We start from the raw sequence: 20,305 nt of genomic DNA, 5'->3' as shown, positions 1-20,305 counted from the left end.
TGCCGGACGGGGCAACTCTGGCACGCGTCCCCGGCCGGATCGACCCGACAGGCGGATCGTGGACAGCGCCGGTCGGATCGACAGCGGCCCTGCCGGGTGCGACGGTGTCCGCATGACGTCGTCGGCACCCGTGCGCGTGGTCTGGTCGCGCGAGATGCTCGCGTACGACTTCGGCCACGGCCACCCCATGACGTCGGAGCGGCTCGACCTGACCATCCGGCTGGCCGAGTCGCTGGGGCTGCTGACCGGACCGGACGTCGAGCTGGCCGGCGCCGAGATGGCGTCCGACGAGCTGCTGCAGACCGTGCACGAACCGGAGTACGTGGCCGCGGTGCACCGGGCCTCGGCCGACGGCACGCCCGCTCTCGCGCACGGGCTGGGCACCAGCGACGACCCCGTGTTCCCGCACATGCACGAGGCGTCGGCCCGGGTGGTGCAGGGGTCGGTCGACTCCGCGCTCGCGGTCTGGGAGGGCCGGGCCGAGCACGCGGTCAACGTGACGGGCGGCCTGCACCACGCCATGCCTGCGGCGGCGTCGGGCTTCTGCGTGTACAACGACGCGGCGGTCGCGATCGTCGCGCTGCTGGACGCCGGGGCCGAGCGCGTGGCCTACGTCGACATCGACGCGCACCACGGCGACGGCGTGCAGGCGATGTTCTGGGACGACCCGCGCGTGCTCACGGTGTCGCTGCACGAGACGGGGCAAGCGCTGTTCCCGGGCACCGGGCACGCCCGCGAGTCCGGCGGCCTGGGCGCCGACGGCACGGCAGTCAACGTCGCGCTCCCGTCCGGCACGGGCGACGCGGGCTGGCTGCGGGCGATCGACGCCGTGGTGCCGGCGGTGGTCCGCGAGTTCGACCCCGACGTGCTGGTCACGCAGCACGGCTGCGACACCCACCTGCTCGACCCGCTGACGCACCTGCGGGTCAGCGTGGACGGGCAGCGGGCGGCCGCGGTGCTGCTGCACGACCTCGCGCACGAGGTCGCGGACGGCCGCTGGGTGGCGCTCGGCGGGGGCGGGTACGCCGTGGTCGACGTGGTGCCGCGCTCGTGGACGCACCTGCTGGGCATCGCGACGCACCACCCGATCGACCCCGACACGGCCATCCCGGACGAGTGGCGCTCCCTGGTGCGCGAGCGCTACGGCCGCCTCGGCCCCGACCGCATGACCGACGGGCGCGACGCGCACTTCAGCCCGTGGTCCGCCGGCTACGACCCGGGGGACGACGTGGACCGCGCGATCCGGGCCACCCGGGCGGCCGTGTTCCCCTCGCTCGGGCTCGATCCCGAGCACGACTGACCCGCTGGGCCACACGGGGGACGTCCCAGGCGCCCCCTCTTTCCCACGCGTCCCACGCGCCACTAGGCTGAGCCGGCACCCGCAGGAGGGTGCGCGGGCCCGGCGCGCCGACGGGCGGAATGGAAGAGACATGAGCGAGCAGCGCGACCAGTCCGGCCGCACGCGGTTCCTCACCGTCCTCGAGGTCGCCGAGGAGATGCGGGTCTCCAAGATGACCGTGTACCGCCTGCTCCACTCGGGCGAGCTGCCCGGCGTCCGGGTCGGCCGGTCGTTCCGCGTCCCGCAGGACGCGCTGGACCACTACCTCGCCACGTCGCCGGCCGTCGAGGCCCGCGAGCAGGACCGCCGCAGCTCCTGAGCGACCGCGCGTCGCGGGGGGCCCTCGGGATCGCGTAAGGTAGAGCCTCGGACTTTGTTCGTGCGTGGTCGACTCGATAGCACTCGATCTCTTCTACGCGTCGATCGACCACCAGAACGGCCCGTCTGCCGGGCCTCCATCGGAAGCGAAGTGAGGACCCCATGGGCTCCGTCATCAAGAAGCGCCGCAAGCGGATGGCCAAGAAGAAGCACCGCAAGCTTCTTCGTAAGACGCGCCACCAGCGCCGCAACAAGAAGTGAGCCCCGGCGGCCCCTCGAGGCCGCCTGCTCGTCCCGTCAGGCCCGGCATCTGCCGGGCCTGACGTGTCTCCGGCCGATGACTTCTACAACGATGTAGAGTTGCGCCATGTCCTCCACGACGAGCAGCCTGACGCCGACGGCGGTCGTGCCCGTGGACGGGCCGGTCGCCCCGCGCGCGAGCCACGTCCGGCGCCGGCCCCTCGCGTTCGGCGACGTGACCATCGGCGCGGGGGGCTTCCTCGGCCGCTGGCAGTCGGTCAACCGGGACGCGACGATCCCGCACGTGCTCGCGCAGCTCGAGGCCGCCGGCACGATCGACAACGTCCGGCGCCTGGTCGGGCTCTCCGACGCCGACCACCGCGGCTTCAACTTCGTCGACTCCGACATCGCCAAGACGCTCGAGGCGATCGCGTGGGAGGCGGGCCGGGTGCCCGACGACCAGCCGTGGGAGCGGCAGGCGCAGGAGCTCGTCGCGCTGCTCGCCGCGGCCCAGCGCGACGACGGCTACCTGCACTCGCTGTACCGCGGCGACGAGGTGTTCGCGGACCTGCGCTGGGGGCACGAGCTCTACGTGCTCGGGCACCTGGTGCAGGCGGCCGTGGCGCGGGCGCGCACCACGGGCCGGACGGACCTGCTCGACGTCGCGCGGGGCTTCGCCGACCTCGCGGTCCGGCGCTTCGGGCCTGGCGGCCAGGTCGGGTACTGCGGCCACCCCGAGGTCGAGACCGCGCTGGTGGAGCTCTACCGGCTGACGGGCGAGCGGTCGTACCTCGACCTCGCGCGCAGCCAGGTCGACCAGCGCGGGTCGGGCGTCCTCGGCTCCGGACCGTTCGAGCCCGCCTACCACCAGGACCACGTGCCGGTGCGCGAGGCCACCGAGGTCGCCGGGCACGCGGTGCGCCAGGCGTACCTGGCGGCGGGCGTCGCCGACGTGGTGGCCGAGACCGGCGACCCCGAGCTGCTCGCGGCGCTGCTGCGCCTGTGGGACTCGGCGCAGGCGACGAGCACCTACGTCACCGGCGGAACGGGGTCGCGGCACAAGGACGAGGCGCTCGGCGACCCGTTCGAGCTGCCGCCGGACCGCGCGTACGCCGAGACCTGCGCGGCCGTCGCGACCTTCCAGTGGGCCTGGCGCATGCTGCTGCTCACGGGCGAGAGCCGGTTCGCCGACGAGATGGAGCGCACGCTCCACAACGCCATCCGGGCGTCCACCTCGGCGGACGGCACGCGGTTCTTCTACTCCAACCCGCTGCAGGTCCGCACCGACCACGACGGCTCCAGCGAGTTCTCGCCGGCCGGGCGGCTGCCGTGGTTCGCGTGCGCGTGCTGCCCGCCCAACCTCGCCCGGCTGGTCGCCTCGCTGCAGGGTTACGTGGCGACGCGCGACGACCGGGGCGTGCAGCTGCACCTGTACACCGACGCCGAGGTGGCGGTCGGCGCGTCGCGGTTCACCGTGAGCACGGAGTACCCGTGGGACGGCCGGGTGGTGGTCGACGCCGGGCCGAACGGTCTGGCGGAGGACCTGTCGCTGCGGGTCCCGGGCTGGGCGGACCCGGCCGCCGCCCGGCTGGTGGTCGACGGCGTGGAGCGACCGGTGGTGGTCGTGGACGGCTACGCGCGCGTGAGCGGCCCGGCGTCCCGGATCGAGCTCGACCTCCCGATGCCCGTGGTCGCGGTGGCGGCGCACCCGCGCGTCGACGCCGTGCGCGGCTGCGTGGCGCTGCGGCGGGGCCCGGTGGTGTTCTGCGTCGAGCAGGCGGGACTGCCGGCCGGCATCGTGCTCGAGGACCTAGCGCTGGTGCCCGGCAGCCCCCTGCGGACCGTCGGGCCGGTCGCGGGTGTCGACGCGCCCGTGGCCGTCGAGGCCGTCGTCGTGCACCGGCCCGCGTCGGGCGGTCCGCTGTACCGGCCCGTGGGCAGCGGCGTCGTCGGCACCCCCGGCGTGCCCCCGGTGGAGCGGCGCCTCACGGTGCGCGCCGTGCCCTACCACTGCTGGGCGAGCCGCGGACCAGGGGCGATGCGGGTGTGGATGCCCGTGGCGGAGCGCCAATGACGGCCCCGGGTCTGGGACGCTTGCCCTCGATCCACCAGGCAGCCGGGACAGTACTGACGAGGAGCGCGCGATGAGCACGGCCAAGCGCGGGGGTGCGGTGACCATGCACGAGGTCGCCGCGCGCGCCGGAGTCTCGATCAAGACCGTCTCCAACGTGGTCAACGGCTACCAGTACATCCGGCCGGCCACCAAGGAGCGGGTGGAGCAGGCCATCGCGGACCTGGGGTACCAGGTGAACCTCACGGCGCGGAACCTGCGGCGCGGGCGCACGGGGATCATCGGGCTCGCGGTGCCGGAGCTGTCGCTGCCGTACTTCGCCGAGCTGGCCGACTCCGTGATCCGTGCCGCCGAGGCGCGGGGACTCACGGTGCTCATCGAGCAGACCGGGTCGGTGCGCGAGCGCGAGCTCGAGGTGCTCTCCGGGCAGCGCCGGCACCTCACCGACGGGCTGATCTTCTCGCCGCTGGAGCTGGGGCCGCAGGACGCCGACGTCCTGCGGGTCGACTACCCCATGGTGCTGCTGGGCGAGCGCATCTTCGGCGGGCCCGCGGACCACGTGACCATGAACAACGTCGAGGCGGCCCGCGCGGCCACGCAGCACCTGCTGGACCTCGGGCGGCGACGCATCGCGGTGATCGGTGCGCACGAGGGCGAGACCGTGGGCTCGGCCGCGCTGCGCGTGCAGGGCTACGAGCAGGCGCTCGCCGAGGCCGGCCTGCCGGTGGACCCGGCGCTCGTGGGCGAGGCGGGCCTGTGGCACCGGGCCACCGGCGCCGAGACCATGAACCGGCTGCTGGACTCGGGTGTCGAGATCGACGCCGTCTTCGGGCTCAACGACGCCCTCGCGCTGGGCGCCCTGCACGCGCTGCACGCGCGCCGGATCGACGTGCCGGGACAGATCGCGGTGATCGGCTTCGACGACATCGAGGAGACCGCGTACTCGTCCCCGACCCTGACCACGGTGGCGCCGGGCCGCGAGCAGATCGCCGCGACCGCGGTCGACCTGCTGCTCGCCCGCATCGACGAGGACGAGCCTGGACGGCCGTTCGTGCAGGTCATCACGGACTTCGAGATCATCGTCCGCGAGTCGACCCTGGGCGAGCAGGCCCCGCCGGACTGAGGGCGGCTCAGGCGGCGTCGGTCCCCGCCAGCCGCTGGTCGAGCGCGGTCAGCCGCTGGTCCACCAGCCAGCCCGTCGCCAGCAGCGGCAGGCTCAGGCCCGCCAGCGGGACCAGCACGGTGACGCGGCTCACCAGCACCGCGACGAGCACCAGGGTGGCCAGGACGCCCACGCTCGTGAGGGGCGAGAGCAGCGGCGCGAGCGCGACGAACCGCCACGTCCGTGCGGCGCTCGCGGGATAGCGCCGGGCCACCGGCACGAGCGTGGCCAGCGCGACGAGGAGGTACGCGGCCAGGCCGACGACCGCCACGGTGAGGGCGGCGCGCGCCGGGCCCGAGGGTGCCGCGAGCAGGGCAGCCGCGTCGAGGCCCAGCAGCACGGCACCGACGGTCACCGGAGCGCCGAGCACGTTGAGCCGGCGCAGGTCGGCGCGGTAGGCCGCCCAGAACTCGCGCCAGAGGTGCTCCGAGGCCTGGCCGGACGCCAGGCGCGCCAGCAGCGAGCCGCCCGCCGACAGCGCGGGGTAGAGCCCCAGCAGCACGGCGCCCGCCAGCGTGCCGAGCACCATGAGCAGGTTGACGCCGACCAGCTGCGTGCCCACCCGCAGGAACGCCATGACGCGACCGGCCCAGCCGCCGACCGCGAGGTCGTCGCGCGCCGGGGTGCCGACGGCGCTCACCGGGCCGCCACCCGCGTGCCCAGGGTCGCGTTGCCGTCCGCGTCGAGGCCGGAGAACGAGAGCGTGCGGGTGCCCCGCACGGCGTCGACCGAGGGGAACGCGACCAGCTCGAGGCCCGGCCAGGAGAACCGGCCGGCGCCGAGCGACCGCGCCGCCGCCAGGAAGGCGTCGTCCAGCTCGACGGTCCGCGACGGGGTCAGCGTGCCGGCGGACGCCCGGTCGAACGTCACCAGCTCCCACGTGCCCGCGAGCGCCGCGGGGTCGGTGGGCCACGTGGAGGTGTCGTCCTGCTCGAGCTCGCCGGCCCAGGGCTGCGGCGAGACGACCGGCCAGCCGTCGGCCGTCCACACCAGGCGGCGGACCTGCACCTCGTGCCGGGTCGGGTCGTCGCCGTCGCGCACGTGGTGCACCAGCACCTGGTGGCCCGGCTCGGTGAGCACGGAGGCGTGCCCCGGCGCGAGCCACGCCCGGCCGCCGGCCAGCTGGTGGCCCGCGAGCACCACGGTGCCCACCAGCGCGGGGTCGCCGTCGAGGTCGCGCAGGTCGTGGCCCGCCCGGTCGAGGTAGGGGCCGGTGACGGCCTCGGCCACGCCGACCCGGACGTGGTACGTCGAGAAGAGCGAGTCGTACGACACCACGAGCGCGAAGCCGCCGCCGGGCCGGTGCAGGACGTAGGCGCCCTCCACGGCGCCCTCGACGCTGCGGGCCCGGCGGGCCAGCAGCACCCCGGGCGCGGCGCCGCGGGCCAGGCCGGTGGCCGGGTCGAGCTCGAGCGCGTGGATGCCGCCGAAGAACGAGCCGTACACCAGCCAGTGCCGGTCCTCGTCGTCGACCACCACGGTCGCGTCGATCGCGTTGGGGCCGTCCTCGTCGTGCCGGCTGGTCACCACGAGCCCGCGGTCCTCCCACGGCCCCGCGGGGTGCGCGGCCACGGCGAGCCCGATGGCGGAGGTGCGCGAGCCGAAGGTCGACGCCGACCAGTACATCCGCCACTCGTCGCCGGCCCGGACCACCTCGGGCGCCCAGAGCCCGGGGGCTCCGGACCACTCGGCGCCGTCCGCCGGCACCCCGTCGAGCGCCCAGCCGTGGAACTCCCACGTCACCAGGTCGGCCGAGCGGCGCACCTGGACGCCGGCGCGGACCGGGCCGTCGGCCCACGCGTCCGTGGAGAACAGCCAGTACGTGCCGTCGTCGTCGCGCACCGCGGTCGGGTCGTGCGCGTGGCGGCCGCCCCAGAGGGCCGTGTCGGGGAGCATCGGGTCAGCCCTTCGAGCCGGTGAGGGCGACGGACTCGATGATCTGCCGCTGGAAGACGAGGAAGACGACGAGGATCGGCAGCAGGGCGACGAACGACGCGGCCATGATCAGCGGGTAGTCCCGCTGCGTGGCGAACTCCACGTTGAGGTTCGCGATCACCACCTGCAGCGTCTGCTTCTCGGGGGTGTTCAGGTACAGGATCGGCGCCAGGTAGTCGTTCCAGATCGCCATGAACCAGAGGATGAACTGGGCGGCGATCGCCGGCCGGATCATCGGCATGATCATCACGCGGAAGATCTGCAGGTAGGACGCCCCGTCGATCTTGGCGGCCTCGATCATGGAGTCCGGCACGCTGGACAGGTACTGCCGCAGGAAGAAGATCATGATGATGTTCCCGAACAGCAGGGGCACGATCAGCGGCAGCAGGGTGTCCACCCAGTGCAGCCGCGAGAACATCACGAACTGCGGGATCATGATCGTCGGGTAGGGCACCATCAGGCCCGAGAGCAGGACGAGGAAGATCGCGTTCTTGTAGGGCAGGCGCAGCTTGGCCAGCGCGAACGCGGCCAGCGCCGAGGTGACCGAGCCGACCACCGTCACGGTGAGCGCGACGATCAGGCTGTTCTTGAAGCCCGAGAGGATCGGCGCCTCGGTCCACATGCGCACGAACGTGTCCCACTGCGGCGGGTCCGGGATCCAGACGGGCGGCAGGGCGAACACCTGCACCTTGGTCTTGAGCGCGGTGGTGAGCATCCACAGCAGCGGAGCCAGCATCACCAGCGAGCCGGCGGCCAGCAGCGCGAACACCGCGACGTTGCCGAGGCGGTTCTGGGAGCTGGCGCTGCGGCGGTTCTTCTCGGGGGGCGTGACGGACGTCGTCGGGGGCGTCATCAGGGTCGTGGCCATGGTTGCGTTCCGTTTCTTCCTCGATCGACCTCAGTCGATGCTGAAGCTGTTGCGCCGGTTGAGGCGGAACTGGATGAAGGTGATGACGAAGACGAGCAGCCCGAGGACGATCGACATCGCCGTCGCGTACCCCATCTGCTGGTACTTGAACGCCTTGCGGACGATGTACCAGACCACCGAGGCGGAGCTGAACTCGGGGCCGCCGGCGGGCGTCATGATGTTGATCTCCGTGAAGATCTGCGAGCCGGCGATGATGTTGGTGACCACCAGGAAGAAGGTCACGGGGCGGACCATCGGCAGCGTGATGTTCCGGAACCGCTGGAACGCGTTGGCGCCGTCGAGCGCGGCGGCCTCGTGCAGCGAGGCGGGCACCCCCTGGATGGCCGCCAGGTACAGCAGCATCGAGTACCCCAGGCCCTTCCAGATGGCCATGATGATGATGGCCGGCTTGACGGTCGCGGTGTTCTGCAGCCAGTCGGGTCCGTCGATGCCGAACCACGCGAGCACCTGGTTGATGAGGCCGAAGTCGCCGTTGTAGGCGAACTGCCACACGATCGCGATGGCGGCCAGCGAGGAGATGACCGGCACGTAGTAGATGGTGCGGAACGCGGTCCGCCCGGGGATCCGGCGGTTGAGCGCCAGCGCGAGCAGCAGCGAGAGCGCCAGGCCGATCGGGATGCCGATCATGTAGAAGAACGTGTTGAACAGCGCCTGGCGGAAGTACTCGTCGCCGAACAGGGTCACGTAGTTGTCGAGCCCGACGAACGTCATGGGGCCCAGGCCGTTCCAGCTGGTCAGCGACGCGTAGACCGCGAAGCCGATGGGGTAGAGCGTGAACAGCAGGAACCCGAGGATCGGGGCCGCGACGAACGCGAGCGCCCAGCGGTGCTCCGCGCGGTGCAGGCGCCGGGTGGCCTGCTTCGCGCGCTGCTCGGACGTCAGGCCCGAGCCGGTCGACGTCGACTCGATGGTCGCGGTCATGTCGCGGTCCTTTCCGGGGGATCCCGCCGCCCGGGGGCGTGCCCGGGCGGCGGGATCGGGTCGGCAGGTGAGGAGGCGTGCGGCTAGCTGCCGGCCGCGGCCTGCTCGGCGTTGGCGTTGGACTCGTCGAGCAGCTTCTGCATCTTCGGCTGCTCCTCGGCCAGGTAGTCGGCGGCGGTCTGCTTGCCGTCGAGCACCGGCTGGATGTTGGTCCAGAGCTCGTCGTACCACTCGGCGCCGTACGTGAAGGCGGCGGGCATGGCCCGGCCGTAGTCCTGCACGATGTCCAGGAACTCCTGGCGGTTGGCCGGGGTGGAGTCGGTCGCCGCGGCCCAGGTGCCGGCCATGTCGACCAGGTTCGGGATCTGCACCCCGGCGTCGACGAGCGTCTGCTGCGCGGTCGGGTCGGCCGACAGGTAGGTCACCAGCTTGACCGCGTCGTCGGGCAGCTTGCTCGTGTTGGAGACGCCGATGCCCAGCGAGCCCACCCACGTCGCGGACTCACCGGTGTCGCCGGCGGGCCAGGGGATGAGGTCGTAGTCGAAGTCGAGCTTGTTGTAGGTGCTGACGTCCCACGGCCCGACGGGGAAGAAGCCGATCTGGCCGGCCATCCACCGCTGGTAGGTGTCGAGCGTCGCGGCGTCGGAGGCCGACGGGGTGACCTTGTCCACGTTGGTGAGGTCCGCGAACCGCTGCAGCGCCGCGGCGAACTCCGGGGTGTCCACGGTGACCTTGGTGCGGTCCGCGTTGGTCCAGTCGCCGCCGTTGCTCCACACCATCGACTGCAGGTTCCACTGGACGTTGAGCCCCGTGCCCCACTGGTCGATCGCGCCGTCGCCGTCGGTGTCCTTGGTCAGCTGCTTGCTGATGTCGACGAACTGGTCCCACGTCAGCGGGGTGTCCTTGTCGGGCAGCGGGATCCCCGCGGCCTCGAGCATCGTCTTGTTGTAGCCGAACGAGAACGGACCGACGTCCTTGGGCAGGCCGTAGAGCTTGCCGTCCGGGGTGCCCTGGAGCGTGCCGTCGAAGCGGTAGGAGTCGACGCCGTAGGGCCACAGGTTGTCCAGGTCGATGCCGCTGGCCGCCACCTCGTCCGTGATGTCCATGAGCACGCCCGAGCTCACGTACGACTGCAGGCTGGCCTGCTCGATGTAGAACACGTCGGGCACGTTGTTGCCGGCCACGGCCGCCTGGAGCTTGGTGGCGTACTGGTCGGCGTCGGTCACGATGACCTTCACCTTGACGCCGGTGTCGGCCGTGTACTTGGCGATGGCCGCCTCGTACGCCGCCTTCTCGTCCGCGCCGCCGCGGAACATGAACGTGATCTGCTTGTCGCCGCCGTCGCCCGAGCCGCCGTCGCCGCTGCTGCACGCCGTGAGCGTGAGCGCTCCGGCGACCGCCGCGCACAAGGCGCCGGCGATGAGCCTGTTCCTCTTCATCGTCCTGCCTCCCATATCCCGAGGATGTGCGAGGTCACGGTCGCGTCGGGACCGGGGGCCGGTCCGTCAGGGTCGTCGTTGACCTCATTCCGCCTGATCCACGTTGCTTCTACAACGTTGATCTACAACGATGTAGAAGATGGCACGAGAGTCGGCGCGAGGTCAAGCCACGAACGCATAACGGTCGGTTGACGTCTCCTGACCGGCCGTGCATGATGCGTCTACAACGATGTAGAAGCCGACGGCGAAGGGGCCTGACGATGTCGCGCCACGCGCAGACGCCGCCCATGGGGTGGAACAGCTGGGACAGCTACGGGACGACCGTGACGCAGGACGAGGTCCTGGCGAACGCCCGCGTGCTGGCCGAGCGCCTGCTGCCGCACGGGTGGGACACGGTCGTGGTCGACATCGACTGGCACGACCCCGCGGCCCGCGCGCACGGCTACAACGACGGCTCGTCGCTGGTCCTCGACCGCTTCGGCCGCCAGCTCCCGGCCGAGAACCGGTTCCCCTCGGCGGCGGGTGGCCGCGGCTTCGCCCCGCTGGCCGACGAGGTGCACGCGCTGGGCCTGCGGTTCGGCGTGCACCTGATGCGGGGGATCCCGCGGCTCGCGGTCGAGCGCGACCTCCCCGTCGAGGGCACCGCCTGGACCGCCCGCGACGCGGCCGACACGAGCTCGGTCTGCCCGTGGAACGCCGACAACTACGGGCTCGACCACGACCACCCGGCCGCGCAGGCCTACCTGGACGGGCTGGTCGCGCAGCTGGCCGGCTGGGGCGTGGACTTCCTCAAGGTCGACGACATGCTGGCGCCGTACCACCCCGACGCGATCGAGGCGTGGGCCCGGGCGATCGAGCGGTCCGGCCGGGACGTCGTGCTCTCGCTGTCGCCCGGCACCCACCTGTCCACCGCGCAGGTGGACCACCTGCGCGAGCACGCCCAGATGTGGCGCATCTCCGACGACCTCTGGGACCGCTGGGAGGACGTGCACGCCCAGTTCGCGCGCCTGGCCCGGTGGGCGCCGCTGCAGCGGCCGGGCGGGTGGGCCGACGCCGACATGCTGCCGCTCGGGCGCATCGGCCTGCGCGCCGAGCGCGGGGAGGCCCGGCACAGCCGGCTCACCCCCGACGAGCAGCGCACGATCCTCACGCTCTGGGTCATGGCCCGCTCGCCGCTGATGGTCGGCGGCGACCTGCCGACCTCCGACCCGGCCACCCTCGACCTGCTGGCCACCCCCGCGGTCGGGCATGTGCTGCGCGCCGCGACGGACGGCCGGGAGATCGTCCGTGAGCCGCTGGACGACGGCGAGCTGATCGTGTGGACCGCGGCGGAGGGGACGACCACCTACGTCGCGGCCTTCTGGACCGGACCGCGGGCGCGGACGATCTCGCTGCCGCTGTCCTCGCTGGTCGGCCACGCCGCGGCGTGGGGCGCCTGGACCGCCCGCGACCTGTGGGACCCGGGCGCCGAGCCCGACCTGCACCCGACGACCTGGGAACCCGAGGGGGCGCTCGTCGTCGACGTCCCGTCCCACGGGGTCCGCTGGACCGCACTGGACCGCCAAGAGAACCGACCGAACCAGGAGACCTCATGATCCCCGTCCGACTCACCCTCGACCCGGCCTTCCGGGTCGGTCCGGTCCGCCGGCGCACGTTCGGCTCGTTCGTCGAGCACCTGGGCCGCTGCGTCTACACCGGCATCCACGACCCGGCGCACCCGACGGCCGACGCGGACGGCTTCCGCAAGGACGTGCTGGAGCTGACCCGCGAGCTGGGCGTCAGCACCGTGCGCTACCCGGGCGGCAACTTCGTCTCGGGCTACCGCTGGGAGGACGGGGTCGGCCCCCTCGACCAGCGCCCCAGCCGGCTGGACCTCGCGTGGCACTCGACCGAGCCCAACACGGTCGGCGTCGACGAGTTCATGCGCTGGTCGGCGCTGGCCGAGGTCGAGCCCATGATGGCCGTCAACCTGGGCACGCGCGGCGTGCAGGAGGCGGTCGACCTGCTGGAGTACTGCAACGTCCGCGGCGGCACGCGGCTGTCCGACCAGCGCCGCGCCAACGGGGCGCCGGACCCGTACGACGTGCGCATGTGGTGCCTGGGCAACGAGATGGACGGCCCGTGGCAGATCGGCCACAAGACCGCGTACGAGTACGGACGCCTTGCCGCCGAGACCGGCCGCGCCATGCGCATGGTCGACCCCGACCTCGAGCTGGTCGCCTGCGGCTCGTCGGGCGTCGGCATCCCGACGTTCGGGGAGTGGGAGCGGATCGTGCTCACCGAGGCGTACGAGCAGGTCGACCTCATCTCCGCCCACGCGTACTACTGGGAGGAGGACGGCGACCTCGGCTCGTTCCTGGCGTCCGCCGTGGACATGGACCACTTCGTCGAGTCCGTGAGCGCCACCGCCGATGCGGTCCGGGCGCACAAGAAGCTGGACAAGCGGATCCACATCTCGTTCGACGAGTGGAACGTCTGGTACCAGCACCGCGCCGAGTCGCAGCCGCCCACCGGGCACGACTGGCCGGTCGCGCCCGTGCTGCTCGAGGACCGGTACAACGTGGCCGACGCCGTCGTCGTCGGCAACCTGCTCATCTCCCTGCTGCGGCACACCGACCGCGTGCACTCGGCGTCGCTGGCCCAGCTGGTCAACGTGATCGCGCCGATCATGACCGAGCCGGGCGGCCGGTCCTGGAAGCAGACGATCTTCCACCCCTTCGCGCAGGCCTCCCGCTACGCCGTGGGCGACGTGCTGCAGGTGGCGGTCGAGTCGCCGACGTACGAGACCGCGAAGTACGGGGACGCCTCGCTGGTCGACGCCGTGGCGACGCGGGACCCCGAGACGGGTGCGGTCGCGCTGTTCGCAGTCAACCGGTCGCTCACCGAGACCGTCACGCTCGAGGTCGACGCGCGCGCCCTGCCCGGCCTGCGGGTGGTCGAGGCGAGCACGCTGGCCAACCCCGACCACACCTGGTCGGCCACGGCCGACGACGACTTCTCGGTGGCGCCGCGGGCCAACGCGTCCGCGGTCGTGCGGGACGGCCGGGTCACCGTCGAGGTGCCGCCGGTGTCCTGGAACGTCGTCCGGCTGGGGGTCTGACCGCCGTGCGCCGAGCCGTCGTGGCGGGCGTGGTCGGCCTCGCCCTGGTCGGTGTGGCCGGCTCGGCCGCCGCCCTGTGGCCGGAGCCTGCGCCCGCCGCGACGGCACTGTCCCTCAGCGGGGACCTCCACACGCACGACCCCGCGCTCGTCGCCGGCGCACCGGGCGAGCCCTGGTACGTGTTCTCGACGGGCGACGTCCGCGAGGGCCTGGGCGCCCCGCAGATCCGGCGGTCGACCGACGACGGGCTGACCTGGGAGCTGGTCGGCACGGTCTGGGACGCCGCGACCCGGCCCGAGTGGGTGTACGAGGCCGTGCCCGGCGTCTCGAACTTCTGGGCGCCCGAGGTGATCGAGCACGACGGCACGTTCTACCTCTACTACGCGGCATCCACGTTCGGTTCCAACGCGAGCGTCATCGGCCTCACGACGAACACCACGCTCGACCCCGACGACCCCGACTACGCGTGGGTCGACCAGGGCGAGGTCGTCGCGTCTGAGCCGGGGGAGACGAACTTCAACGCGATCGACCCAGGCGTGGTCGAGGACGCCGACGGCACGCCGTGGATGGCGTTCGGCTCGTTCTGGGGCGGCATCCAGCTGGTCGAGCTCACGTGGCCGTCGGGCAAGCCGGTCGAGGGGGCGTCGCCGGTGACGATCGCCAGCCGCACCTCCCCGCCGAACGCGATCGAGGCGCCGTACCTCGTGCGGCACGGCGGCTGGTACTTCCTGTTCGTCTCGCGCGACGCGTGCTGCCAGGGCACCGACTCCACCTACAACATCGCGGTCGGGCGCTCGCGGGAGATCGCGGGCCCGTACGTCGACCGGTCCGGTAGCGAGATGACCCTGGACGGCGGCGAGCAGCTGCTCACGTCGACCGGCGACATGGTGGGACCGGGCGGGCAGTCGGTGTCGCGCGGGTACCTCGCGTTCCACTACTACGACGCAGCGGCGGGCGGCGACTTCCGGCTCGAGATCCGGCGGCTGGCCTGGGACGACGAGGGGTGGCCGGTGGCGACCACGCGCGCCGAGCAGGACGGCTAGAGCGGCCGTTCCAGCACGTAGTCGTCCTCGACGCGCGTGCCGACGGTGAAGTGCTTGGTGCCCACGATGGCGAAGCCGGACCGCACGTAGAACGCCTGCGCCCGGGCGTTCTGCTGGTTGACGCCGAGCCAGATCCCCTGCGCGCCGCGGTCGCGGGCCGCCTCCAGCGACGCGGTCATCAGCGCGTGCGCGACGCCGACCCCGTGGTGGTCCGGGTGCACGTAGCACTTGGACAGCTCGATCGTGGGTCGCAGGTGCAGGGCGGCGCGGACGTCGTCGTCGGCCGGCTCGCCCGCGACGAGCATGGTGTAGCCGACCAGGCCGCCGTCCTCCGCCACCAGCACGGTGCGGCGGGGGTCCTCGAGGTACTCGGCGAACCGCTCGGTCGACAGGTGGGCGTCGATGAACGCCTGCTGGTCCTGCGCGGTCGACCCGGGCGGGCAGGCCAGCGGGAAGGTCAGGGCAGCGAGCGCGGCGAGCCGGTCGAGGTCGGTGTGCGCGGCCGGACGGACCGTCGCCTCCAGGGTGCTCACAGGACGTCCTCTCCGTCGTGGGTGCCGCGCCAGGACCGCAGGACCGCGCGCGTGACCAGGCCGCCGGCCCACGCGAGCCCGGCCAGGCTGGCCACGGTGGTGCCCCGCCGCGCGTTGCGGCGGCGGTTGCGGAACTCGCGCACGGGCCAGCCCACCTCGGCGGCGTAGTGGCGCAGGCGGCGGTCCGGGTTGATGGCGCACGGGAAGCCGACCTCGGACAGGATCGCGACGTCGTTGGTCGAGTCGCCGTACGCGTACGACCCGGCCAGGTCGATCCCCTCGCGCTCGGCCAGGGCGCGCACGGCGTCGGCCTTCGCCTGGCCGTGCAGCATGTCGCCGACGAGCCGGCCCGTGTAGAAGCCGTCCTCGTGCTCCGCGATGGTGCCCAGCGCGCCGGTGGCCCCCAGGCGGCGGGCGATGAGCGAGCCGATCTCCACGGGCGTGGCGGTGACCAGCCAGACCGAGTGGCCCGCGGCGATGTGCTCGTCGAGCAGCCGCTGGGTGCCCGGGTAGATGCGCAGGCAGAGCACCTCGTCGTAGATGTCCTCCGCGATGGCGGTGACCTCCGCCACCGAGTGCCCGGTCATGATCGACAGGGCCCGGCTGCGCACCTCGTCGATCTGCTCCTTGTTCTCGCCGAACGTCAGGTACCGGAACTGGTGCAGGCCGAACTCGACCAGGTCCCGCTTGCGGAAGAAGCCGCGCCGGTACAGGCCCACGGCCAGGTGGAACGCACTGGCGCCGCGGATGATCGTGTTGTCGACGTCGAAGAACGCCCCCACGCCCGGGCCGTCCGGACCGGACCCCGGGTCCCGCAGCACGGGAGCGGGGGCGGGCGGGTTCCCGGACGCCTGACGCACCTCGCCACTGTAACGACGCTCGTGAGGCGGCATCGGCCAACGCCGCGTCCCTGCAGTGAGAACCTGGTGCCATGACGGTGAACACTCGGGTGGTGCTCTACGGCAGGGCGGGCTGCCACCTGTGCGACGAGGCGCGCGAGGTGGTGCGGACGGTGTCCGCCGAGACGGGCGCCGAGTGGGCCGAGATCGACATCGACACGGCGACGGAACCCGGCCGCGACCTGGTCGACGAGCTGGGCGAGCTGGTGCCCGTGGTCGAGGTCGACGGGGTCCGGCAGGGGTACTGGCGGATCGACGCGGACCGACTGCGCCGAACCCTTACCGCGGCGCGTCCCCGACCCCTAACCTGACCAGCAGGGCCCGGGCGACCGGGTCCGACGGGGCGGGCGCGGGAGTCGATGTGGACACGCAGCGGACGGGACCCCGGGCGCACGCCAGGGCGGCGGAACCCGGTGCGCCGGCGCGCGCCCGCAGCCGGGACGTCCCGGCGGCGACCGTGGCCAGGCTGCCCGGCTACCTGCGCGTGCTGCACGCGCTGACCGCGGACGACGTGGTCACCACGTCCTCCGAGGAGCTCGCGGCGGGCGCCGGCGTGACCTCGGCGCAGCTGCGCAAGGACCTGTCGTTCCTCGGTTCGTACGGCCGGCGCGGCGTCGGGTACGACGTCCAGCACCTGTCCGAGCAGATCGCCGTCGTGCTCGGCCTGACCACGCAGCGGCGCGTCGTCATCGTCGGCATCGGGAACCTCGGCCACGCGCTGGCCAACTACTCGGTGTTCGCCGAGCGCGGCTTCGCGGTGGTGGGCCTGGTGGACGCCGACCCCGGCGTGGTGGGGACCGCCGTGGCGGGGCTCGTGGTGCGGCCGCCCGAGGAGCTGGCGGCGCTGGTGAGCAGCACCGACGCGACCATCGGCATCATCGCCACCCCGGCGGCCGGCGCGCAGGAGGTGTGCGACGCCCTCGTGGCGGCCGGCGTCGTCGGCATCCTCACGTTCGCGCCGCGGTCGCTGCGCGTGCCGGCGCACGTGGACCTGCGGGCGGTGGACGTGGCGTCCGAGCTGCAGATCCTCGCGTTCCACGACCGCCGCCGCACCGGGACCGGGGCCTGAGCATGACGACGGCCGGGCCCGTGCTGGACCCGGCCGTGCGTGCGGTGCGTGCTGCGTCAGCCCTTGATGACCGAGACGTCGAGCGCGATGACGACCTTGTCGGACACCAGGACGCCGCCGGCCTCGAGGGCCGCGTTCCAGGTCAGGCCGAAGTCCTTGCGGGAGATCGTCACGCTGGCCTCGAAGCCGGCGCGCGTGTTGCCGAACGGGTCCACCGCGGTGCCGTTGAACTCGGTCTCGAGCTCGACGGGCTGCGTGACGCCGTGGATGGTGAGGTCACCGGCGATGACGTAGCTCTTGCCGGCCTCGCGGACCTCGGTCGAGACGAACGTCCACTGGCCGAACTTCTCCACGTCGAAGAAGTCGCCGCTCTTGAGGTGGCCGTCGCGGTTGGCGTCGCCGGTGGAGACGGACGCGGGGTCGAGCGTCACGGAGACCGACGTGCTCGCCAGGTCCTCGCCGACGACGACGGTGCCCTCGGTGACCGCGACGGTGCCGCGGACCTTCGAGATGCCGGCGTGACGGACGGTGAACGCGGCCTCGGTGTGCGAGGCGTCGACCGCCCAGGTGCCCGTGGTGAGGCCGGCGGGAAGAACGGTGGTGGCGGTGCTCATGGGGATCCTCCGTGGTTGTTGAACCATCAACCAAACTGTTAGTTCAAAGTTGTACTACACTCAGCGCAGACCCGCAACCCCAGACCAGAGGACGGAGGGGCCGTTGTGACGACCGACACATCCACCACCGTGGAGTGGCTCACCGAGGAGCAGCAGACGCACTGGCGCGCGTTCCGCGGGGGAGCCGCACGGCTGTTCGCCGCCCTGGAGCACGAGCTCGAGCGGGACACCGGCCTGTCCACGCACGAGTACGAGGTGCTGGTGCGGCTGTCGGAGACCCCCGACCGCACCCTGCGCATGGCGCAGCTGGCCGACAACATCGCGCACTCCCGCAGCCGGCTCACGCACACCATCCGTCGCATGGAGGAGCAGGGCCTCGTGGTGCGCCTGCCCTGCGTCGAGGACGCGCGCGGGGTGAACGCCACGATGACCGACAAGGGCTGGGAGGTCCTCGTCGCGGCGGCGCCCAAGCACGTGCAGTCCGTGCGGGACCACCTGGTCGACGTGCTGACCGAAGAGCAGTTCGCGGCCCTCGGCGAGGCTATGGAGGCGGTCCGCGTGCACCTCACGGGTGGTGCGTGTCACGTCGAGGGAGTCGCTTCCGAGTGCTGAGCGCACAGGAGTGTTTGCGACACTGAGCCCATGGTCGCGACCACGATCCACCTGATGCGGCACGGCGAGGTGCACAACCCCGACGGCGTGCTCTACGGACGGCTGCCCGGCTACCGGCTCTCGGAGCGCGGGCGGGCCATGGCAGACATGGTCGCCCAGCACCTGGCGGGCGTCTCCGGCGGCCCGCGTCGCGACGTCGTCGCCGTCGTCTCCTCCCCGCTGCAGCGCGCGCAGGAGACCGCGACGCCCATCGCCGCCGCGTTCGGCGTCGAGATCGGCACCGACGAGCGGCTCATCGAGGCGGGCAACCACTTCGAGGGCAAGACGTTCGGCGTGGGCGACGGCTCCCTGCGCCACCCCGAGCACTGGCCCTACCTGCGCAACCCCTTCCGCCCGTCCTGGGGCGAGGCGTACGCGGAGCAGGCGGACCGCATGCTCGCCGCCGTCGCGTCCGCGCGCGAGCTGGCGCGCGGCCACGAGGCCGTGCTGGTCAGCCACCAGCTGCCCGTGTGGGTCACGCGGCTCTCGCTGGAGAACCGGCACCTGTGGCACGACCCCCGCAAGCGGCAGTGCTCGGTGGCCTCGCTCACCAGCCTGCGCTTCGACGGCGACACGCTCGTCGGCATCGGCTACAGCGAGCCCGCCGGCGCGCTGCTGCCCGGCGTCTCCTCGGTCGCGGGGGCCTGACGTGCGCCGACGCGTCCTCGCGGCGGGGACCCTCGCCCTGCTCCTGCTCGCCGGCTGCGCGCCCGGCACGCAGGCGAACCCCGACGACGTCGCCGACCAGGGCTACCAGTCCGGCGACGGCAGCACGACGACGTGGGCCTCGGGCGACCGCACCGGCCCGCTGGAGCTGTCCGGCACCGACTTCGAGGGCACCGCGCGCGACGTGGCCGACTGGCGGGGCGACGTGGTCGTCCTCAACACCTGGTACGCCAACTGCCCGCCGTGCCGCGCCGAGGCCCCCGACCTCGCCGCCCTGTCCACCGACTACGCCGCCGACGGGGTCCAGGTGCTCGGCATCAACCGCACCGACGACGCCGGCACCGCGCAGGCGTTCGAGCGCCAGTTCTCGGTGCCGTACCCCAGCCTGGCCGACACCGACGGCACCGCGATCGCCGCCCTGCAGGGCACCGTCCCGGTCAACGCGGTGCCGACGACGGTCGTGCTCGACCGCTCCGGCAAGGTCGCCGGGCGCATCCTCGGGCTGGCCGACCCGTCCACCCTGCGCTCCATGATCGACGGGCTCCTCGCCGAGCCCGCGCCGACGCCGTGATGCTCGCCGACGCCGGCGACGCCTTCGGCCGGGCCGTCACCTCCGGCTCGCTGCTGCTGGCGATCCCGGTGGCCGTGATCGCCGGGCTCGTCTCGTTCGCGTCACCGTGCGTGCTGCCGCTGGTCCCCGCGTACGTCGGCTACCTCGGCGGCATGACCGGGACGGCCGACCGCCTCGGGTCGCCGGCCCCCGGGACCACGCTCGTGCGCACCGCCCCCGCGCGGAGCCGCGTGCTGCTCGGCGTGGCGCTGTTCGTTGCCGGGTTCACCGCGGTGTTCGTCGCGCTCGCCGCGCTCGCCGGCTCGCTGGGCGGGGTGCTCGTGGAGTACCAGGACCCGATCACCCGGGTGCTCGGGGTCGTCGTCATCGTGCTCGGCCTGGGGTTCCTGGGCCTGATCCCGTTCCTGCAGAACGAGAAGCGGGTGCACCTCGCGCCGCGCGCCGGCCTGTGGGGCGCCCCGCTGCTGGGCGTGACGTTCGGGCTCGGCTGGGTGCCGTGCATCGGACCCACGCTCGCCGCGATCCTCACGCTCTCGCTCGACGGCGGCTCGGCCGGGCGCGGCGCGCTGCTGGCCGTCGCGTTCTGCCTCGGCCTCGGGCTGCCGTTCCTGCTGGTCGCGCTGGGCCTCGAGAGCAGCGCCACGATGCTCGGCTTCCTGCGCCGCCACCGCCTCGCCATCATGCGGATCGGCGGCGGCCTGCTCGTGATCCTCGGGATCGCGCTGGTCACGGGCGTGTGGGGCACCTGGTCGTCGTGGCTGCAGGGCGTCCTCGTCGGCGGCGACCCGTTCGTGCCGGTGGTGTGA

Annotated in this window: 22 protein-coding genes; 14 read left to right on the top strand and 8 right to left on the bottom strand. The window is 72.9% G+C overall.

Annotated elements, in window-relative coordinates; genetic code table 11:
• Positions 1-112: 112 nt before the first annotated feature.
• From AB5970_RS09760 to AB5970_RS09740, 5 genes are all read left to right on the top strand, one after another.
• Positions 113-1,300: an acetoin utilization protein AcuC gene (locus tag AB5970_RS09760; protein ID WP_370503739.1), complete on the top strand. Its 1,188-nt coding sequence runs from the start codon at positions 113-115 to the stop codon at positions 1,298-1,300.
• A gap of 130 nt (positions 1,301-1,430) precedes the next feature.
• Entirely contained in the window at positions 1,431-1,658 is a 228-nt protein-coding gene (locus tag AB5970_RS09755) for a helix-turn-helix domain-containing protein (RefSeq protein ID WP_370503738.1), read from the top strand.
• Positions 1,659-1,819: 161 nt separating this feature from the next.
• Positions 1,820-1,918: a 30S ribosomal protein bS22 gene (locus AB5970_RS09750; protein WP_003792170.1), complete on the top strand. Its 99-nt coding sequence runs from the start codon at positions 1,820-1,822 to the stop codon at positions 1,916-1,918.
• A gap of 106 nt (positions 1,919-2,024) precedes the next feature.
• Positions 2,025-3,971, top strand: a complete 1,947-nt coding sequence (locus AB5970_RS09745) for a glycoside hydrolase family 127 protein (RefSeq protein WP_370503737.1) — start codon at positions 2,025-2,027, stop codon at positions 3,969-3,971.
• A 70-nt stretch (positions 3,972-4,041) separates the two neighbouring features.
• Positions 4,042-5,091, top strand: a complete 1,050-nt coding sequence (locus tag AB5970_RS09740; RefSeq protein ID WP_370503736.1) for a LacI family DNA-binding transcriptional regulator — start codon at positions 4,042-4,044, stop codon at positions 5,089-5,091.
• Between the two features lie 7 nt (positions 5,092-5,098).
• Here the strand turns inward: AB5970_RS09740 and AB5970_RS09735 are convergent, their stop codons facing one another.
• From AB5970_RS09735 to AB5970_RS09715, 5 genes are all read right to left on the bottom strand, one after another.
• On the bottom strand, positions 5,099-5,770 hold the full coding sequence (locus AB5970_RS09735) for a YesL family protein (protein ID WP_370503735.1): 672 nt from the start codon (positions 5,768-5,770) through the stop codon (positions 5,099-5,101).
• Positions 5,767-7,026, bottom strand: a complete 1,260-nt coding sequence (locus tag AB5970_RS09730) for an arabinan endo-1,5-alpha-L-arabinosidase (protein ID WP_370503734.1) — start codon at positions 7,024-7,026, stop codon at positions 5,767-5,769. The genes AB5970_RS09735 and AB5970_RS09730 overlap by 4 nt, the downstream gene beginning before the upstream one ends.
• Positions 7,027-7,030: 4 nt before the next feature.
• Positions 7,031-7,933: a carbohydrate ABC transporter permease gene (locus AB5970_RS09725; protein WP_370503733.1), complete on the bottom strand. Its 903-nt coding sequence runs from the start codon at positions 7,931-7,933 to the stop codon at positions 7,031-7,033.
• A gap of 30 nt (positions 7,934-7,963) precedes the next feature.
• Positions 7,964-8,914 carry a carbohydrate ABC transporter permease gene (locus tag AB5970_RS09720; protein WP_370503732.1) on the bottom strand — a complete coding sequence of 317 codons (951 nt, stop codon included), beginning with the start codon at positions 8,912-8,914 and terminating at the stop codon, positions 7,964-7,966.
• 83 nt (positions 8,915-8,997) lie between these two features.
• On the bottom strand, positions 8,998-10,353 hold the full coding sequence (locus AB5970_RS09715; protein ID WP_370503731.1) for an ABC transporter substrate-binding protein: 1,356 nt from the start codon (positions 10,351-10,353) through the stop codon (positions 8,998-9,000).
• Between the two features lie 260 nt (positions 10,354-10,613).
• On the opposite strand from AB5970_RS09715, the gene AB5970_RS09710 reads away from it, so the two are divergent.
• The 3 genes from AB5970_RS09710 to AB5970_RS09700 are packed head-to-tail and all read left to right on the top strand — an operon-like array spanning position 10,614 to position 14,496.
• The gene (locus tag AB5970_RS09710) at positions 10,614-11,948 is read left to right on the top strand and encodes an alpha-galactosidase (RefSeq protein WP_370503730.1); all 1,335 of its coding nucleotides are present in this window, start codon (positions 10,614-10,616) and stop codon (positions 11,946-11,948) included.
• Positions 11,945-13,453 (top strand): alpha-N-arabinofuranosidase, encoded by a 1,509-nt coding sequence (locus AB5970_RS09705; protein ID WP_370503729.1) that lies wholly within the window; start codon positions 11,945-11,947, stop codon positions 13,451-13,453. The genes AB5970_RS09710 and AB5970_RS09705 overlap by 4 nt, the downstream gene beginning before the upstream one ends.
• Positions 13,454-13,458: 5 nt before the next feature.
• Complete coding sequence (locus AB5970_RS09700) at positions 13,459-14,496, top strand: arabinan endo-1,5-alpha-L-arabinosidase (RefSeq protein ID WP_370503728.1); 1,038 nt, start codon at positions 13,459-13,461, stop codon at positions 14,494-14,496.
• Here AB5970_RS09700 and AB5970_RS09695 read toward each other — a convergent pair.
• On the bottom strand, positions 14,493-15,020 hold the full coding sequence (locus AB5970_RS09695; protein WP_370503792.1) for a GNAT family N-acetyltransferase: 528 nt from the start codon (positions 15,018-15,020) through the stop codon (positions 14,493-14,495). The two genes, AB5970_RS09700 and AB5970_RS09695, sit on opposite strands and share 4 nt — an antisense overlap.
• A 5-nt stretch (positions 15,021-15,025) precedes the next feature.
• Positions 15,026-15,850 (bottom strand): HAD family hydrolase, encoded by an 825-nt coding sequence (locus tag AB5970_RS09690; RefSeq protein WP_370503791.1) that lies wholly within the window; start codon positions 15,848-15,850, stop codon positions 15,026-15,028.
• Positions 15,851-15,960: 110 nt separating this feature from the next.
• Here AB5970_RS09690 and AB5970_RS09685 point away from each other — a divergent pair, with 110 nt between their 5' ends.
• Both AB5970_RS09685 and AB5970_RS09680 read left to right on the top strand, forming a co-directional pair.
• The gene (locus AB5970_RS09685) at positions 15,961-16,239 is read left to right on the top strand and encodes a glutaredoxin family protein (protein WP_370503727.1); all 279 of its coding nucleotides are present in this window, start codon (positions 15,961-15,963) and stop codon (positions 16,237-16,239) included.
• A gap of 50 nt (positions 16,240-16,289) precedes the next feature.
• Positions 16,290-16,997, top strand: coding sequence for a redox-sensing transcriptional repressor Rex (locus AB5970_RS09680; protein WP_370503726.1), 708 nt, complete (start codon positions 16,290-16,292; stop codon positions 16,995-16,997).
• 56 nt (positions 16,998-17,053) lie between these two features.
• Here the strand turns inward: AB5970_RS09680 and AB5970_RS09675 are convergent, their stop codons facing one another.
• Entirely contained in the window at positions 17,054-17,611 is a 558-nt protein-coding gene (locus AB5970_RS09675; protein WP_370503725.1) for a YceI family protein, read from the bottom strand.
• A gap of 105 nt (positions 17,612-17,716) precedes the next feature.
• Here AB5970_RS09675 and AB5970_RS09670 point away from each other — a divergent pair, with 105 nt between their 5' ends.
• From AB5970_RS09670 to AB5970_RS09655, 4 genes are read left to right on the top strand one after another with little or no spacing between them, the layout of a single operon-like run.
• A complete protein-coding gene (locus tag AB5970_RS09670; RefSeq protein WP_370503724.1) occupies positions 17,717-18,223 on the top strand; it encodes a MarR family winged helix-turn-helix transcriptional regulator in 507 nt (168 codons plus the stop codon).
• 30 nt (positions 18,224-18,253) lie between these two features.
• Positions 18,254-18,910: a histidine phosphatase family protein gene (locus AB5970_RS09665; RefSeq protein ID WP_370503723.1), complete on the top strand. Its 657-nt coding sequence runs from the start codon at positions 18,254-18,256 to the stop codon at positions 18,908-18,910.
• A 1-nt stretch (position 18,911) separates the two neighbouring features.
• A complete protein-coding gene (locus tag AB5970_RS09660) occupies positions 18,912-19,499 on the top strand; it encodes a TlpA family protein disulfide reductase (protein ID WP_370503722.1) in 588 nt (195 codons plus the stop codon).
• A complete protein-coding gene (locus AB5970_RS09655) occupies positions 19,499-20,305 on the top strand; it encodes a cytochrome c biogenesis CcdA family protein (RefSeq protein WP_370503721.1) in 807 nt (268 codons plus the stop codon). Before AB5970_RS09660 ends, AB5970_RS09655 begins: the two co-directional genes overlap by 1 nt.

It is taken from the genome of Cellulomonas sp. ICMP 17802 (assembly GCF_041295535.1).
In the GTDB taxonomy this organism is placed as follows: Bacteria; Actinomycetota; Actinomycetes; order Actinomycetales; family Cellulomonadaceae; genus Cellulomonas.
The sequence above is the reverse complement of the archived record's forward strand: the minus strand, read 5'-3'. Positions and strand labels throughout refer to the sequence as shown.

Coding starts and splice junctions, on each gene's coding strand:
- AB5970_RS09760 (WP_370503739.1), top strand. CDS start 113: ATGACGTCGTCGGCACCCGTGCGCGTGGTCTGGTCGCGCGAGATGCTC.
- AB5970_RS09755 (WP_370503738.1), top strand. CDS start 1,431: ATGAGCGAGCAGCGCGACCAGTCCGGCCGCACGCGGTTCCTCACCGTC.
- AB5970_RS09750 (WP_003792170.1), top strand. CDS start 1,820: ATGGGCTCCGTCATCAAGAAGCGCCGCAAGCGGATGGCCAAGAAGAAG.
- AB5970_RS09745 (WP_370503737.1), top strand. CDS start 2,025: ATGTCCTCCACGACGAGCAGCCTGACGCCGACGGCGGTCGTGCCCGTG.
- AB5970_RS09740 (WP_370503736.1), top strand. CDS start 4,042: ATGAGCACGGCCAAGCGCGGGGGTGCGGTGACCATGCACGAGGTCGCC.
- AB5970_RS09730 (WP_370503734.1), bottom strand. CDS start 7,026: ATGCTCCCCGACACGGCCCTCTGGGGCGGCCGCCACGCGCACGACCCG.
- AB5970_RS09725 (WP_370503733.1), bottom strand. CDS start 7,933: ATGGCCACGACCCTGATGACGCCCCCGACGACGTCCGTCACGCCCCCC.
- AB5970_RS09720 (WP_370503732.1), bottom strand. CDS start 8,914: ATGACCGCGACCATCGAGTCGACGTCGACCGGCTCGGGCCTGACGTCC.
- AB5970_RS09715 (WP_370503731.1), bottom strand. CDS start 10,353: ATGAAGAGGAACAGGCTCATCGCCGGCGCCTTGTGCGCGGCGGTCGCC.
- AB5970_RS09710 (WP_370503730.1), top strand. CDS start 10,614: ATGTCGCGCCACGCGCAGACGCCGCCCATGGGGTGGAACAGCTGGGAC.
- AB5970_RS09705 (WP_370503729.1), top strand. CDS start 11,945: ATGATCCCCGTCCGACTCACCCTCGACCCGGCCTTCCGGGTCGGTCCG.
- AB5970_RS09685 (WP_370503727.1), top strand. CDS start 15,961: ATGACGGTGAACACTCGGGTGGTGCTCTACGGCAGGGCGGGCTGCCAC.
- AB5970_RS09675 (WP_370503725.1), bottom strand. CDS start 17,611: ATGAGCACCGCCACCACCGTTCTTCCCGCCGGCCTCACCACGGGCACC.
- AB5970_RS09665 (WP_370503723.1), top strand. CDS start 18,254: ATGGTCGCGACCACGATCCACCTGATGCGGCACGGCGAGGTGCACAAC.
- AB5970_RS09655 (WP_370503721.1), top strand. CDS start 19,499: ATGCTCGCCGACGCCGGCGACGCCTTCGGCCGGGCCGTCACCTCCGGC.